This window comes from Chitinophaga sp. YR573, from assembly GCF_900110995.1.
GTDB lineage: Bacteria > Bacteroidota > Bacteroidia > Chitinophagales > Chitinophagaceae > Chitinophaga.
The window spans coordinates 1,369,018-1,385,241 of record NZ_FOJF01000003.1 but is presented as its reverse complement, the minus strand read 5'-3'; the positions used below and the strand labels follow the sequence as shown (position 1 = coordinate 1,385,241).

At 43.3% G+C, this 16,224-nt stretch carries 10 protein-coding genes; 6 read left to right on the top strand and 4 right to left on the bottom strand.

Annotation, left to right across the window (positions count from 1 at the left end):
• Positions 1-137: 137 nt before the first annotated feature.
• The 4 genes from BMW86_RS31880 (at position 138) to BMW86_RS31865 (ending at position 8,757) form a co-directional block, all read left to right on the top strand.
• Positions 138-3,269 (top strand): SusC/RagA family TonB-linked outer membrane protein, encoded by a 3,132-nt coding sequence (locus BMW86_RS31880; RefSeq protein ID WP_089787952.1) that lies wholly within the window; start codon positions 138-140, stop codon positions 3,267-3,269.
• 12 nt (positions 3,270-3,281) lie between these two features.
• Positions 3,282-4,769 (top strand): RagB/SusD family nutrient uptake outer membrane protein, encoded by a 1,488-nt coding sequence (locus tag BMW86_RS31875; RefSeq protein ID WP_089787950.1) that lies wholly within the window; start codon positions 3,282-3,284, stop codon positions 4,767-4,769.
• Positions 4,770-4,780: 11 nt separating this feature from the next.
• Positions 4,781-7,528: a glycoside hydrolase family 78 protein gene (locus tag BMW86_RS31870; protein ID WP_089787948.1), complete on the top strand. Its 2,748-nt coding sequence runs from the start codon at positions 4,781-4,783 to the stop codon at positions 7,526-7,528.
• 128 nt (positions 7,529-7,656) lie between these two features.
• Positions 7,657-8,757, top strand: coding sequence for a family 20 glycosylhydrolase (locus BMW86_RS31865; RefSeq protein ID WP_089787946.1), 1,101 nt, complete (start codon positions 7,657-7,659; stop codon positions 8,755-8,757).
• Positions 8,758-8,899: 142 nt separating this feature from the next.
• Here the strand turns inward: BMW86_RS31865 and BMW86_RS31860 are convergent, their stop codons facing one another.
• Entirely contained in the window at positions 8,900-10,003 is a 1,104-nt protein-coding gene (locus BMW86_RS31860) for a fatty acid desaturase family protein (RefSeq protein WP_089787944.1), read from the bottom strand.
• A 280-nt stretch (positions 10,004-10,283) separates the two neighbouring features.
• Between BMW86_RS31860 and BMW86_RS31855 the strand changes: the two genes are divergently transcribed.
• Positions 10,284-10,487, top strand: coding sequence for a cold-shock protein (locus tag BMW86_RS31855; protein ID WP_089787941.1), 204 nt, complete (start codon positions 10,284-10,286; stop codon positions 10,485-10,487).
• A gap of 90 nt (positions 10,488-10,577) precedes the next feature.
• Entirely contained in the window at positions 10,578-11,654 is a 1,077-nt protein-coding gene (gene namA / locus BMW86_RS31850; RefSeq protein WP_089787939.1) for an NADPH dehydrogenase NamA, read from the top strand.
• Between the two features lie 77 nt (positions 11,655-11,731).
• On the opposite strand, the gene BMW86_RS31845 is transcribed toward namA, so the two are convergent.
• The 3 genes from BMW86_RS31845 to BMW86_RS31835 form a co-directional block, all read right to left on the bottom strand.
• Entirely contained in the window at positions 11,732-12,181 is a 450-nt protein-coding gene (locus BMW86_RS31845) for a bactofilin family protein (protein ID WP_177189462.1), read from the bottom strand.
• Between the two features lies 1 nt (position 12,182).
• Positions 12,183-13,238: a ParM/StbA family protein gene (locus tag BMW86_RS31840; RefSeq protein ID WP_089787935.1), complete on the bottom strand. Its 1,056-nt coding sequence runs from the start codon at positions 13,236-13,238 to the stop codon at positions 12,183-12,185.
• Between the two features lie 349 nt (positions 13,239-13,587).
• The gene (locus BMW86_RS31835; protein ID WP_177189461.1) at positions 13,588-16,185 is read right to left on the bottom strand and encodes a M1 family metallopeptidase; all 2,598 of its coding nucleotides are present in this window, start codon (positions 16,183-16,185) and stop codon (positions 13,588-13,590) included.
• Positions 16,186-16,224 lie beyond the last annotated feature (39 nt).

Genomic DNA, 16,224 nt, shown 5'->3' with positions numbered 1-16,224 from the left:
ATGTCTTATCAGAATCATAGCTGGCATTCATAGCCAATTCTTTTTGTAGTTATTATTTGCAGTGGATTTTGTTCCGGGTAGTATGCCGGGCAGAGATACTCATGCCAATTTTTTAATGTTTATAATCTATTCCCGTTATGTACAAACATTTAATCTGTAGTCCGCTATGGCGGCGATTTTCTATTCAATGCAGCCTCTTGCTGTTACTATGCTGTACTCAGGCAATTGCACAACAAAAAATGACGATTACAGGTGCTGTCAGTGATTCTGCTGAAGGACCGCTGGCTGGCGTAATAGTGCAGGTAGTGGGCAAGTCAGTGGGCACACAAACCAATACCAGCGGACAATACACCTTACAGGCTGCTCCCGGTGATGTACTTGCTTTTCGCTTCCTGGGTTATGATGAAAAGAGGGTAACAGTGGGAACAACTTCCGCTATTAATGTACGGTTGTCATCTTCCACTTCAGGATTGAATGAAGTAGTGGTAATAGGATATGGTAGTCAGCAGAAAAAAGACATGACAGGGGCTATTACCAGCATCAATGCCAAACAGCTGCAGGACTTACCCACAGCGGGGCTGGACCAGAAGCTGGCAGGGCAGGTGCCTGGTGTACAGGTAAGTGCTGTATCTGGTACTCCTGGTGGTGGTGCTTCTATTAAGATTCGCGGATCAGGTTCTATCGGAGCAGGCAGTGATCCGTTGTACGTAGTGGATGGATTTCCACTGTCCGGTAGTTTTGATCAGCAGGCAAGTCCGCTGAACATTATTAATCCGGATGATATTGAAACGATGACTGTGCTGAAAGATGCATCCTCTACTGCTATCTATGGTTCCAGGGGAGCGAATGGCGTAGTAGTCATTACTACCAAACATGGGCAGAAAGGCGCCCCCAGGGTAACGCTGAACACCTATACGGGTTTCCAGCAGGTACCAGATAAGGGTAGGCCAAAGATGCTGAATGCACGTGAGTTTGCACAATTCAGGAAAGATATTATTGTAGATGATTTTGCATCACGTGGATTAACAGCTACCGATGCTGATATTCCTGTGGATTACAGACATCCTGAACAATATGGAGAAGGCACCAACTGGTACAATACCGTGTTGCATACTGCCCCTCAGCATAATACTTCCCTGGGTGTAAGTGGTGGTTCAGAGAATACGAAGTATAACTTTTCCGTTGGTTATTTTGACCAGGATGGGGTATTACGTTATACTGATTATAAGAGATATACAGTAAGAGCAAATATTGAAAGTAAAATAGGCCGTAAAGTAAAGATAGGTATAGACCTGGCACCTACTTACAGTCAGCAGCATATAAATGATTTCGAAAACGGGTTTACGGATGTGCTTACCCGTAGTCTGTGGTTAAGTCCGCTGATACCGGTTACAGACAGTACCGGAAAACGTACACCTTACATTGCTTCCCCTGGTATGTTTAGTGCCGCTAACCCTTTGAATTCACTGGAATATGGCGCAACAAAAGTGACCAGCTTCTCCGGTTTAGGTGGTGTGTACGGAGAGTATGAAATCATTGATGGATTAAAGTTCCGGGGTAGTTTTAATGTGAACTACGGTAACGGATCTTCTTTTGTATTTAATCCCTCTATCCTGGGTGGGGTAAACAATCCTCCTCCTGGTATTCCTAACTCTTCTCAATCTAAAGCCAATAGTTTAAACTGGTTATCCGAGATGTTATTGTCGTATGATAAAAAGCTGGGAAAAGATCATGCGATTAATGTGGTATTAGGATATACTGCACAGAAAGAAAGAGTGGACTATTTACGGATTGATGCTACTAATTACCCTGATGATCTGATTCAGCCTATCAATGCAGCGGCTACTATTCCAACTTATACCCAGGATGTACAGGAGTGGGCTATACTTTCTTACCTGGGCAGGATCAACTATTCTTATAAAGGTAAATACCTGCTGACAGGTACAGTACGTTCTGATGGTTCTTCCCGTTTTGGTACCAACAACCGCTTTGGTACATTCCCTTCCGGAGCGTTTGCATGGCGGGCATCTGAAGAAGAATTCCTGAAGCATGTTTCCTGGTTAAGCGATCTGAAACTGAGAGTGAGTTATGGTCTTTCCGGTAATTATAATATCGGTAACTATACGTACGTGTCCAACATCAATTCCTCCAACTATGTATTTGGTGGTGGTGTAGCCAGCGGCCGTAGCAGCTCGAACCTCAGGAATCCTAATCTTACCTGGGAAGAATCTTCCCAACTGGATGCAGGTATTGATGCAGGGTTCTTTGGTGGCAGGCTGAATGTAACAGCTGATTATTACAGGCGTATCACCAGGGGCATGTTGTATAACTCAGAAATTCCTTTATCCTCTGGTTATACCAATGTAATCATCAACTCAGGTAAAATAGAAAATCATGGATTTGAGTTTGGTATCAATACAGATAACTTATCCGGAGAATTAAAATGGACAACCAACGCCAACATTGCCTTTAACCGGAATAAAGTACTGGCCCTGAATGACAAAAACGACCCTATTTACAGCGGTAGAAGCGGAGAGGGTTCTTATACACATATCACGGAAGTAGGTAAGCCTATAGGGCTGTTCTATGGCTATAAAGTATTGGGTGTATATAAAGACCAGGCCGATTTTGATAAATCTCCAAAGAATGTAACATCTGTAGTAGGTTCTATCAAGTATAAAGATGTAGATGGAAATGGCGTAATAGAACCGGTGAATGATTTCGAGATCATCGGTGATCCTAATCCTACATTCATCTGGGGATTAACAAACCATTTCAATTATAAGAGTCTTGATTTAGGTATAGTGCTGGTTGGTTCACAGGGTGGACAGGTCATGAAAACATCCAAACAATACTTACAGAATATAGATGGCATCTTTAACGTAGACCGTAGTGTATTAAACCGCTGGCGTTCTCCGGAGAATCCGGGAGACGGGCAAACGCCTACTACTAATGGCGCCAGGGTGATATACCGCGATGTGAACTCTTCCTGGATAGAGAGTGGCTCTTTCATGCGGATACAGAATATTGCACTGGGGTATAACTTCGGCAGGCGTTTACTGGAGCATACCAAATTTATCAGTACTGCCCGTTTGTATGCCAGTGTACAGAACCTGGCTACGTTCACAAAGTACAGTGGAGCCAATCCGGAAGTCAGCCGTAAATCCCCTTCAGGAAATGCGTCTAATGTAGGATTAACACCGGGTGAAGACTTTACCAACTATCCGCTGGCACGTACGTATACACTGGGCATTAATCTGTCATTCTAAAATTTAAGACTCATGAAAATCAAATATATTCTTGTTCCCGTACTGGCAGGTTTGCTTGCTGGTGGTTGTAGTAAAAGTTTCCTGGACCTGAACCCGGAAACCAGCATTAACGGCAGTACTTTTTATAAAACAGAAACAGAGATACAGCAGGCGGTGAATGGCGCTTACAGCATACTGCAACCGTTGGCTAATGAAAGCTACTGGATCTTTGGAGAGATGAGATCTGATAATACCTGGTTCCAGTATAATAATGCAGACAGGGGGCGTGAGCAGTGGGAATTCGTAGATGAATTCCTGGTGCCTGCTACTGCTGAATGTATCAGTAATTTCTGGAAGAACAGTTATATCGGTATCTCCCGCAGTAATGATGTGCTGGATAATATTTCCAATGTAACCGGATGGACGGATGCTGCGCGTGATCAGTATAAAGGAGAAGCGGAATTCTTACGTGCCTTTCATTACTTTAATCTGGTGAGACAGTTTGGTGGTGTGCCTTTGAGGCTGACTTCCACTCAGTCTCCTGATGCTGCATCATCTAAAGGCCGGGCTACAGTAGATGAGGTGTATACCGCTATTATTGCCGACCTGAAAGATGCGGCTGATAAACTGCCGGCTTCTTATGCTGGCTCTAATGTAGGCCGGGCTACCAAGGGTGCTGCCAGCACTTTACTGGCTAAAGTGTATATGACGCAGAAGAATTTCACGGATGCACTTACAGAGCTGCGTAAGGTACAGGGACTGGGTTATTCCCTCTTGCCAAACTATGCAGATGTTTTTGATCCGAATAAGAAAAATGGTGCAGAATCTATCTTCGAGATTCAGTATCTTGGTTCTCAGGCAGGTCTCTATAGTACTTTCATGTACATCTTCGCACCCTATACATCGGGTAGTTATGTTACAGGCGACAGTAAAACATCTATTCGCGGAAGTGGCTCCGGCTGGAATATTCCTACGCAGGATATGATCGACTCCTATGAAACAGGGGATAAGCGTAAAGATATTTCCATGGGTACCGGTTATAAAGATGCAGATAGCAATTTTGTGGCCATACCCTACGTCAAAAAGTATAACCACGGCTTTACAGATGTAGGACGTACCAATGATAACTTCCCGGTACTGCGTTATGCAGATGTAATGCTGATGATTGCAGAATGCCTCAATGAACAGGCATTTGCAGCTGGTGGCGAAGCCTTCACTTTGCTGAATGACGTAAGAGCAAGAGCCGGACTGGGACCTAAAACAGGGGTTACCAGTCAGGATGCTTTCCGCGACGCTATCTTCCAGGAAAGGAAGGTGGAACTCGCATTTGAAAATCATCGCTGGTATGATCTTGTAAGGTCCGGTAAAGCAGTAGAGGTAATGAATGCGCATGGTGTGAAGCAAAAGGCGATAAGTACTCTTATACCTGCCAACGGCTACCAGTTAACGCCTAATAAGTTGCTGTTACTTATTCCACAAACTGATGTAAACCTTGATAATCTGACTCAGAACCCGCAATAAAATCCAATATTATGATTAAACGAATTATTCTCTTTTCCCTGTCGGTGGTATTACTCAATGCCTGTACGCAAAACGGAAGAAATTCACTCAGTAATTTAAAATGTGAATACCGTACAGATCCGATGGGTATTGATGTACCTGCAACCAGACTTAGCTGGGAAATTGAAAGCAGCAGCAGGGGCGTTTTACAACAGGCTTACCAGATTATAGCTTCTTCTTCAGAAGAAAAGCTGGGTAAAGATGAAGGGGATTTATGGAACACAGGAAAAGTAAGTTCCGATAAATCTATTGAAGTGAAGTATGCTGGCACGCCCCTGACAAGTGGTGCTACCTGTTACTGGAAAGTAAAAGTGTGGACCAGCGATGGCAAAGAAACCACATGGAGTAAACCTGCTAAATGGAGTGCGGGGTTGTTACAGAAAAGCGACTGGCAGGCGAAATGGATAGGACTGGATTCTGCTTTTGCATGGGAGAAAGCAAAACCTACAGATACGTTTACCAGTCTTTCTGCACGCTATTTACGTAAGGATTTCAGTGTGGCGAAAAAGATAAAAAAAGCGACTGCTTATATCAGTGGATTAGGGTTGTATGAGTTGTATATCAACGGTGAGAAAATAGGAGATGATGTACTGGCTCCTGGTCCTGCGGAATATAACAAACGTGTATTTTATAATACGTTTGATGTTACGTCGCAACTGAAAGAAGGCGCGAATACCGCAGGTGTAATATTAGGTAATGGCCGTTATTTTACTATGCGTGGTAATGGCCCGGGATTATCACAGAATACTAATTATGGATATCCGAAGTTAATCAGTCAGATTAATATTACTTATGAAGATGGTACTGAAGATAAAGTGATTTCAGATAACAGCTGGAAGTTAACAGGAGAGGGGCCTATTGTTGCTAACAGTGAATATGACGGAGAGGATTATGATGCCCGCAAAGAGCTGACAGGATGGAATAAGCCTGGTTATGATGCCGGTAAATGGATACCAGCACAATTGGTGACACAAACATCGCAGCTGGTGACACAGCCTAACAATGGCATTAAAGTGATGGACACCGTGAAGGCGATGCATATTACGGAGATCAAACCCGGTGTATTTATTTATGATATGGGGCAGAACTTTGTAGGATGGGTACATCTGAAAGTAAAGGGCACTAAGGGTAATAAAGTAACGATGCGTTTTGCTGAACGTCTGAAGGATGACAGTACTTTGTATATCGCTAATCTGCGTAGTGCTAAAGTAACAGATAACTATATACTGAAAGGTGATGGAGAAGAAAACTGGGAGCCACGTTTTACGTATCATGGTTTCCGTTATGTAGAAGTAACAGGTTATCCTGGTAAGCCTTCCCTGGCTGATATTGAAGGCCGTGTAGTGTATGATGATATGGAAACCAGCGGTAAATTTGAAAGCTCTAATGCAGTATTGAACCAGATTTACAATAATGCGTACTGGGGCATCCGTGGTAATTACCGTGGTATGCCAACCGACTGCCCTCAGCGTGATGAGCGTATGGGATGGCTGGGCGACCGTGCTGCAGGAGCAAGAGGGGAGAGCTTCATCTTCAATAACCATAGCATGTATGCCAAGTGGTTGCAGGATATTGAGGATGCACAATCACCGGAAGGAAGTATCCCGGACGTAGCACCTACTTACTGGAAAATATACTCCGATAATATGACCTGGCCTGCTGCTTATCTCACCGTTGCCAATTTACTGTATGAGCAGTATGGAGATGATCAGCCTATCCGTCAGCATTATGCTTCTATGCAGAAATGGATGAATTATATGAAAGGGAAGTATATGAAGGATGATATCCTTACCAAGGATACTTATGGCGACTGGTGCGTACCTCCTGAGTCTCCTGAGCTGATTCACTCGAAGGACTCTACGAGAAGAACAGCTGGTGATTTCCTGGGTACTGCATTCTATTATCATATGCTTACTTTAATGGAACGTTTTGCTACCATTGTGGGTGATAATACAGCTGATTATAAAGCACAGGAAGAGCGGATCAGGACTGCGTTTAACAATAAGTTCCTGCATGACGGATATTACGCGAATAATACGCCTACAGCGAATATCTTTTCTTTAGCGTATAAGCTGGCACCTGATAATGTAAAGGATTCTGTATTCCAGCATATAGTGCGTAAAACGCTTGGCAGTTATAACGGGCATATCAGCACTGGCCTTGTAGGCGCAGAGTGGCTGATGCGTACGTTGTCTGATAATGGGAGAGGGGATATTGCTTACCAGCTGGCTACCAATACCACTTATCCAAGCTGGGGTTATATGGCGGAACATGGCGCTACTACTATCTGGGAACTGTGGAACGGGAATACGGCTGATCCGTCTATGAATTCCGGTAATCACGTAATGCTGCTGGGGGATCTTGTGGTATGGTATTATGAGTATCTGGGCGCGATAAAACCAGATGCACCTGCATATAAGAAGATTATCATGAAACCGTTGGTGGTAGGTAATTTAACGAAAGTAAATGCGGCGTATCATTCTCCTTATGGATGGATTAACAGTGATTGGAAAGTGGATGGCAAAACATTTACGTGGAAGATTGGTATTCCTGTGAATACACAGGCGGAAGTGTATATTCCTGCTGCTTCTGACAAGCAGGTAAAAGAAGGGAATCAGGCTATTAACGGGGATGATGGTGTGAAGTTTTTGAGGAATGAAGGAGGGTTTGCTGTGTATACGGTAGGATCCGGAGAGTATGTATTTTCTTCTCAACAGTAATTAATATTCTTTTTGTGGAAAGGGGCTGTCTTTATAAGACGGCCCTTTTCCATTTAACAAATTCTGCTGGCATAAACGATCTTCATTTATTACATTCATGTAGTCTTTTCACGTTTAAAGAAGTACCCATGAAAAATGTATGTATCGTCTCAATTTTCTTATTGTTATTTACTACTGCTTTTGCCTCTCCGCCACCGGACAGCATATTGCCGGTAAGGGGATTTTGTATCGGGGCACCACATGTTGCCAGTCTGGATGAATTTATCAAATTCATCAAAGAAGAACTGGCTCCAAGGCATGTGAATACGCTTATACTGAGAATAGATTATAATTATCAGTATGCCAGTCATCCTGAACTCAGTGAGCAAGGTGCGTTATCCAAACAGGATGTTAAGAAGCTGGTGCAGGTTTGTAAGCAGTTTCATATTAACCTGATCCCACAGGTGAATTTGCTGGGGCATCAGTCATGGGCCTTTCAGACCAATAAATTGTTATCTGTATATCCTCAGTTTGATGAAACTCCCTGGGTAAAGATGCAGGATACGGGGAAATATGTATGGCCGAATGCGGATGGCTTGTATTGCAAAAGTTATTGTCCTTTACATCCTGAAGTGCATAAAGTGGTATTTGATCTTATAGATGAGATTTGTGATGTGTTTGAGTCAAAGGCGTTTCATGCAGGGATGGATGAGGTGTTCTATATAGGAGAGGCTAAATGTCCGCGTTGCGGGGGCCGTGATAAGGCTGAACTGTTTGCCGGGGAGCTGACCCTGCTGCGTAATCATCTGGCTGATAAAGGCCGTAATTTATGGATCTGGGGAGATCGGTTGCTGGATGGTAAGTCTACCGGACTGGGTGAATGGGAAGCCAGTTATAATAATACTTACCGTGCCATTGACCTGATTCCTAAAGATGTGGTAGTATGCGACTGGCATTATGATCGTCCTGATAAGACGCCTGTGTATTTTGCAATGAAGGGGTTACAGGTGATTACCTGTCCATGGCGTAAGCCATTGTTTGCACAGCAGCAGCTGAAGGATATGATTTCATTCAGAGAAACGGCTACTCCGGAGATGAAAGACAGGTATCAGGGGATGATGCAGACAGTGTGGTCTGGTCCGGAAGCATTCCTGGATGAATATTATGGCAGGAAGAAACCGGGAAAGGATACACTGCAGACTCCTACCAAATGTTTTAAGGCGTTGTATGATGATATTAACAAGCTATAATCGGGTGCAGGGCTTCGCCCTGCAAAACCCCTTCAGTTTTTTTATGATGGTGCGAAGCACCATTATAAAAAAACAAGATATCACTAACTAAGAAGGGCGGTCTCATTTACTGAGACCGCCCTTCTTAAATAAGTTTGATTGCTTAAGCAGATACTGCCAGGGAAGCTGGTTTAGCTTCTGGTTTTCTACCTAACTGACGCATAAAGCGGAAGTGAGACCTAACAGCTGCCTGCATAGTAGGCATGCTATTATACTGTACACCAAACTCCTTGCATTTCGCAGCAACGATTTTGCTGAGAGCAGGGTAGTGTACGTGGCTGATACGTGGGAACAGGTGATGTTCTACCTGGTAGTTCAGACCACCTACGAACCATGAAATCACTTTATTATCAGGAGCAAAGTTTGCAGTTGTGTTGATCTGGTGAATAGCCCATTCGTTTTCGATAACAACAGTTTCTTCACCAACTACTTCGAAGGTAGTTTCTTCTACCACGTGAGCCAGCTGGAAAACGATCGCCAGGGTAAAGCCCAGTATTACATGCATAGCGGCAAAACCAATTGCCCATGCCTGCCAGCCTACTGCCATTACCGGGATAGCGATATAAAAGAGCGCATATAACACTTTACTTGCCCAGAATACAAAATGATCACCCTTGCTCATTGTCTGTAAAGGTGTTTTGTAAATCTTACGGGTCAGGTATTTAGTGAAGTCCATGATGAATACCCATGCAAAAGAAGAGATCGCATACACCAGTACTACATAAATATGCTGAATACGGTGCATTGGCGTCCATGTCTGAGTGCTACACTGACGCATTAAAGGGCTTTTTGCAATATCCTCATCCATACCATCTACGTTGGTGTAGGTATGGTGAATCACGTTATGTTTCTGTTTCCAGATGAAAGCATTACCACCTAAAGCATTCAGTGATAATCCCAATAGGTCGTTTAATTTACTATTAGTAGAATAACTACCATGGCAGGCATCATGCATCACGTTAAACCCGATGCAGGCGAGCGTAAAACCAAGAAAAGCACTCAATCCGATACCCAGCAGCGGGGTCATCGGGAATACTAATAAAGCAACGTATGTGAGCGTAGCGGCAGGGATCAGTACTAATGTTTTCGAATACAGTTTCCAGTTACCCGTCTTTTTTATGTTATTTTTAACAAAATACGACTCCACATCGGCCTTAAGAGATTGGAAGAATAAGGCTTTCTTGTTGTTGAAAATTACTTTCGCCATGATAGATTGAATTGAATTAAGAACGCGAAACAGTTGTTAGGTAACATAAAAAGTGGCATTAGAAGCTTAATTGAAAAGACACTCATTACTATACGAATCAAATAAAATTGCATTCCACATTTTTATATAGCACAATGTACGCTTTACTGCTTATATATACAAATGTTATAAATGTGTTAATGTTAATTTATAAAGCAATAACCATTAAAGATTATTTTTATTTGGCACTGGAATATATAACCCTTACCTTTGACCTTTACAAATTTATAATTTTACACAAATGAACACAAAATTTCAAGGAACTGTAAAGTTCTTTAACGAAACAAAAGGATTTGGTTTTATCAAGCATGATGAATCCAATAAAGAAACTTTTGTACACGTAAACGGTCTTGTACACGAGATCCAGGCAGATGACAAAGTTGAGTTTGAACTGCAGGAAGGTAGGAAAGGTATGAATGCCGTTAACGTTAGACGTATCGACTAAGCTCGCTTTTTCATACACTTAATTTGAAAGGTCCCGGCAAATGCCGGGATCTTTTTTTTTGTCTAAATTCGAGATACAAAAAATGGATTTATGGCAGCATTGTTTACTCCATTACAGATAGGAGCAGTTACACTTAAAAACAGGATTGTTGTATCACCGATGTGCGAATACAGCGCTGAAAACGGATTTGCCAATAACTGGCATTTGGTGCATCTTGGCAGCAGAGCGGTAGGTGGAGCCGGACTGATCATCACAGAAGCGGCCGCCGTATCTCCGGAAGGACGCATTTCTCCTTCAGACCTTGGGATATGGGATGATGCACATATTACCAATCTCCGTAACATTACACAGTTTATACAGGAACAGGGCTGTGCTGCAGGTATACAACTGGCACATGCCGGACGTAAATCAAGTACAACAGTACCCTGGAAAGGAAGTAAAGTAATTCCACCTGAAGAAGGAGGCTGGAAGGAAATCTATGCACCCAGCGCTATTCCTTTCTCAGAGCACTATGGTATGCCCATCGCATTAACTGCCGAAGGCATTAACCAGGTAGTGGCCGATTTTAAAGCAGCAGCGAAACGCTCTTTAGAAGCGGGTTTCCAGGTAATAGAGATCCATGCGGCACATGGTTATCTTATCCATGAGTTTTTATCTCCCTTAAGTAATTTACGTACTGATGAATATGGTGGCAGTTTTGAGAACAGGATCAAAGTATTGTTGTCTGTAATAGCAGCGGTACGTGAAGTATGGCCGGCAGATCATCCTTTGTTTGTACGTATTTCAGCCACTGACTGGGCAGAAGGCGGATGGAACCTGGAAGAATCTACCAGACTGGCCACTATTCTGAAAGGCAGGGGTGTAGATCTGATTGACTGCTCTTCCGGGGGACTGGCCATTCATCAGAAAATAACGGTAGGTCCTTTGTACCAAACGCCTTTTGCGGAACATATCCGTAAGGAAACAGGTATTAAGACCGGTGCAGTAGGTTTGATTACGACTGCGGCAGAAGGTGAAGCAATCATCAGCGAAGGTAAAGCCGACCTGGTAATTATGGCAAGAGAACTGCTGAGGGATCCTTATTTCCCTATACATGCAGCACATACATTAAAAGATGAGAGTGTAAAATGGCCGGTACAATACGAAAGAGCTAAACCAAGACATTAAGCATGGCTAATGCATAGCTCCTTCATACCTGATGCATGGTCATATAAAAAAAGGCTCCCAACGGAGCCTTTTTCATATTAAAACCAGGTGGTGGTTTTTTCATCATTAAGATCGGGAGCAGGGTTATTATCTGCTTCGCTTTCAGGATCGAGGGGCATAATTGTTTCAGGATCAGCCACATTCTTGCGGATGGCACCTTCAATAACAGCTTCCTCTTCTACCTCAAGAATCAATGCCGTGATATCTCCTTTTATATAAGCTTTGTTGCTGATCACAGCTTTATTACTTACAAAAATATCCCCGAACACTCTTCCATAGGCGATTAAATCTGTAGCGTGGATATTTCCACGGATGTTCCCGGTTTTACCAATGATGAGCATACCAGTGGTATTCACATCTCCACGTACGTTTCCGTCTACGCGCCCGGGAAGGGGAGATTCAATAGTACCCTGTACTGATACCTGTTCTGGTATCAGGAACATGCCTTTGCGGAAGGCCTTTCTAAATATTTCAATTATAGCAGACACGTCATAGATTTGGGCTAACAGATGGGGTTCCTTCTTCAAAAACAGAGATAATAGATGAGGCATTGCCTAGATCAAGCCCTACACTACGCAGGTGCTTATCATCAGAAATCCTGAGCGAGTTATACAGGTAACCTGCACTCACCAGGTTTTCCGGCTCTGGTGCCACTTCTACGGGGATAAAGTCCCTGAATTCTTCGATGAAACAATCTGTAAGTTCCTTATAATGAGCGCCGCCACCCATCAGGTAGATTTTGCTGCAATTTTCATAATCCTGATCGCTAAAATAATTGCGCATCAGTGGAGAAACTACTTCTTTATAGTAATGCGTCAATAACGCCTTGCGCATATCTTTCAGGTCTATACGCTTACGGTTGGTGAATATAGATCCCTTCATGAAGGCATCATCCAGGTGATGCTCATTCTTCATATCCAGGTAATACTGTTTGTTCAGTTCACGCGCCAGGTTATTGATAGCATACTTGATACCATGGGAGCTGAAGCAGGTACGGTTTATTAACCCGTCTGCCGTAGCCATACCACCTTCGATGGTACCAAAACCAAAGCTCACAGCAATGAAATTCTCCAGTTTGGGATCATTCACAGTTTTCTTTAAGCCAATAATACCACCTACTATTTCAGGAATTACTTCAAAGCGTTCTATATCCAGCATCCCTTTTTTAATGGTGCCTTTATTATTAAAAGTATGGGTATCGTATTCTATGAGGAAGTGACGCTTGGTGAGGAATTGTTCTGCCGCGCTTTTGTAAATATTATAAGTAGAAAAAGGGAATCCCATGGTAATGGACAGTGGCTGCTGTACTTTGTCCAATACGTTTACCAGGGCTGCTTTGAACAGGATTTCGTAATCGTCTTCCTGTGGAGTAGCGTTCGTGATTCTTCCGGGATTTATACCACCTCTTCTGGCCAGGTTTCCAACGATATACCAGTTCTCATCTTTCTTTATTTTCAAACCATTCAGCAAGTCTTTAGCTGAATTCTCAGTGTTGCCATACGCTGTTTCAAAAACGCTGGGAAAGCTGATGGGTAATACTTTCATGATAGCAGGATTATATGATTAAAATTTATTCTTATTTATCAAGTTAACACTCCAAGCCAATCTGATGCTACAAAGGGATCTCCAATCTAATGTCCGGGAGGGTTTCTGCTATTCCCGCACAACAATACCATTAAATATATAAAATAATTCTAAACATATCCAAGCAGAAAATTAATATACTTTTTAAATATATTGATAATCAACTATATCCTGCATTAATAAATTATTACTAACACTCACTTGACAACTTTATTACTCACTACTACCGGCCACTACAGCGGATTATGCCATGAAAAAAGGGACTGGCTTCATTTGCCAGTCCCTCTAACTATATAATGTACTTATTTAATTATTTAAACTCCTCATCACTAAGACCGCTATTCACTTTGAGATCTGTCACTTTGAAGTTCAGTTCCTGACCACTGATGAAGTTCTTAAGAGAATAAGGGAATTTGATGCCCGATACATCTCTGTAATCGCTTGATTCCACTACAGAAGCAACCTGGTCGCCAACATGGGTTTCAGTTTTTATACGGTAGCCGGTTTTTACATCATAGTATAATACGATGGATTGTCCGTCAGGAGTTACAACAGTTACCACGTAACTATCATTACCCGTATCATCTGTAGTGATATCAGGAGATAATGTAAAGGTAGAACCATCAGTAAGGTAGCTGAGTTCAGGTACGATCTGCTGGTTAGCTTTCATTTTCTGCCTTGTTGCAGCGTCTACCGGTACAGCGTTGCCCATCTGTATCATTTTTACGCTATCACCATTGATGAGTATTTTGCTGGCATGAGTATCCATCGCAGGGATGAATACATCCAGCAGGTACTTATCCGGTGCCTTGAATTTCCTTGTCATCTGGATATCTGTACCCTGTACACTACCGGTAGCAGACATAGACATATCTTTTATCGCTTTCAATTTATCCGCACCACCAATAGCAGTGAGATAATTGTTGATTACATCTTTCGCAGTAAGACCAGCTGGAGCTTTCTTAGATTCTCCGGCCCAGGTGTTGTTGGAAGGATCTACGTCCGGGAAAGCTTTTTCAGGGTCAATCACTACTTTAGTAAGCCTGGAAGTAGAGTTATGTCTGAAAGTCCAGGTACCGCCACGCTGCCAGATTTCTGCCGGTAGTCTTACGGTATCTGTATTGCCTTTGCTGTCTGTGACAGCCACTACAACAGGTAATGCCAGTTGTTCCAGGTTTTCAATAGTGATCAGAGAGCCTTTAGAAGCATCATTGTCCACGTATTTCACACCTTTCACTGCCTGGTCCAGTTTCCAGTTGTTCAGGAACCAGCCACGCCAGAACCAGCTGAGATCTTCACCACCTACGTTTTCCATAGTACGGAAGAAGTCCCACGGAGTAGGGTGTTTGAATGCCCAGCGCTTAATATAAGTGCGGAAAGCCAGTTCAAAACGTTCTTTACCAAGAATCTGATCACGCAGGATTTCCAGGCCCATAGCAGGTTTGTAATACGCAGCGATACCGAGGTAGCTGCTCTGGATTACATCCGGAGTAGACATGATAGGATCTACACCGTAAACAGAGCGACCCATATTCTGATTGATCATCTTCTGGTTAAACTCTCCTTTATTAAAGACTTTACCGGAGCCGTGGTTGATGAAAGTATTGAAGCCTTCATCCATCCAGGCATATTTCCTTTCGTTGGAACCTACTATCATCGGGAACCAGTTATGACCAAATTCGTGGTCAGTCACGTTCCATAAACCACCACCGGTACTTCTGTAAGAACAGAATACGATGCCGGGATATTCCATACCACCCACGATACCACCTACGTTGGTAGCAACCGGGTAGGTATATTCAAACCATTGGTTAGAGTAGATTTCGATACATCCTTTAACGAATTCGGTAGAACGCTGCCAGCCATTGGAAGACATCATGCTTTCTACAGGATATACAGACTGTGCCAGGGCTTTTTTACCGCTTGGCAGGTTGATACGTGCAGCGTCCCAGATGAATGCTTTGGAAGCAGCCCAGGAAACGTCGCGGGCATTCTTACAGGCAAAATGCCAGGTAAGGTTTCCCTTTTGTTTGGTTCCCAATGCAGCTTCGCTGCTATCGCGGATGTTTACAGTAGTTTCACTTGTACGTGCTTTCGCCAGGCTTTGTAATTGCTTAGGCGTCAGTACCTGAGCTTCATTCTGCAGCAGGCCGGAACCTACTACAATCAGGCCGGCAGGAGCGGTAATGGTGTAGTCAAAGTCGCCATATTCGAGGTAGAACTCCGCAGCGCCCTGGTAAGGGATGGAGTTCCAGCCCAGGATATCGTCGTATACTTCCATACGGGGATACCATTGTGCCACTTCATATACCCAGCCATTGCGGGTAAGCAGGCGGCCCATACGGTCGGTACCTTCCTGCGGAATGCTGAAAGCGTATTCTATTTTGATATCCAATGCACCGCCATTAGCTTTTAAAGCCTGTGGCAGCTGAATCTGCATGCGGGTATCGTTAATGATGTATTTAACTGCTAATGGTTTTCCGTTGCTGATAACGCTTACGGATTTGATTTCACTGCCATCAGTGAATTTGCTGGTAGCAAAACGGCCGCCATTCACAAAGGAAGTTGCGGTACCACGGGAATCAGCCTTATAGATGTTCTGATCCAGTTGCAGCCAGAGGAAAGGAAGCTCGTCGGGGCTGTTGTTTTTGTATTTTATCAAAGCGGAACCGCTTACACGATGTTTGGCGGTATCCAGGGAAACGTTCAGTACGTAATCGGCGTGATTCTGCCAGTATTTATTACCTGGAGCTCCGCCGGCACTGCGATATTCGTTACCGTTAGTGGGATAAAAAAGGGGCGCAAATGCTTCATGCTGGTCATACTTAGAGGTAGTTTGCGCTACACTCATTCCGATGCAGCAGACCCAGAATAAGCAGGATAAAAAAAGAATTTTGTTGATATTCATTTGCTCGTTTGTTTGGAAATGGCCATAAATATAAGAAAA

What these genes read in the sequence shown, in the direction of transcription:
- BMW86_RS31835 (WP_177189461.1), bottom strand. Translation starts at nt 16,185, where the DNA reads ATGAATATCAACAAAATTCTTTTTTTATCCTGCTTATTCTGGGTCTGC.
- BMW86_RS31875 (WP_089787950.1), top strand. Translation starts at nt 3,282, where the DNA reads ATGAAAATCAAATATATTCTTGTTCCCGTACTGGCAGGTTTGCTTGCT.
- namA (WP_089787939.1), top strand. Translation starts at nt 10,578, where the DNA reads ATGGCAGCATTGTTTACTCCATTACAGATAGGAGCAGTTACACTTAAA.
- BMW86_RS31870 (WP_089787948.1), top strand. Translation starts at nt 4,781, where the DNA reads ATGATTAAACGAATTATTCTCTTTTCCCTGTCGGTGGTATTACTCAAT.
- BMW86_RS31840 (WP_089787935.1), bottom strand. Translation starts at nt 13,238, where the DNA reads ATGAAAGTATTACCCATCAGCTTTCCCAGCGTTTTTGAAACAGCGTAT.
- BMW86_RS31880 (WP_089787952.1), top strand. Translation starts at nt 138, where the DNA reads ATGTACAAACATTTAATCTGTAGTCCGCTATGGCGGCGATTTTCTATT.
- BMW86_RS31860 (WP_089787944.1), bottom strand. Translation starts at nt 10,003, where the DNA reads ATGGCGAAAGTAATTTTCAACAACAAGAAAGCCTTATTCTTCCAATCT.
- BMW86_RS31865 (WP_089787946.1), top strand. Translation starts at nt 7,657, where the DNA reads ATGAAAAATGTATGTATCGTCTCAATTTTCTTATTGTTATTTACTACT.
- BMW86_RS31855 (WP_089787941.1), top strand. Translation starts at nt 10,284, where the DNA reads ATGAACACAAAATTTCAAGGAACTGTAAAGTTCTTTAACGAAACAAAA.